1 protein-coding gene is annotated in these 416 nt (G+C 43.3%); it reads right to left on the reverse strand.

All coding sequences use genetic code 11. The features are described from left to right. A partial coding sequence (locus STRDD10_RS10105) for a hypothetical protein (protein WP_156468666.1) occupies positions 1–416 on the reverse strand: 416 nt, incomplete at both ends.

Consider the following 416-nt stretch of genomic DNA (forward strand, 5'->3'; position numbering starts at 1 on the left):
GTATCTACACCTGTTGGTGTAACTGGTGTTACAGTTGGTGTGTAGCTTGATTCGACAGTTGTACCATTTGTAGGGTCTGTTACAACTACCTTAGCTGCATCTGGAGTTCCAACAAAGTCTTTGTTTGGTGTGAAGGTTACTGTACCAGTTGGATCGATTGTGTAAGTACCAACTGTCTTACCATCCTTAGTAGCTGGGATAGTTGTATCCTCAGTGCCAACGAACTTAGCTGGGTTGTCTGTTGTTGGTTTCAACTCAGTACCGTCAGCGTGTTTGTAAGTTGGTGTACCTGTTTGTGTCTTACCTTGGATATCAGTTGATGTCGCTGGTGTTGAAGTTGGTGCTACTGGTGTGTAGATAACGTATACTGTGCTATCAGTTGACTCATTTGTCACTTCTAGACTTGCAACAGTTTC

It is taken from the genome of Streptococcus sp. DD10, from assembly GCF_001578805.1.
Classification (GTDB): domain Bacteria; phylum Bacillota; class Bacilli; order Lactobacillales; family Streptococcaceae; genus Streptococcus.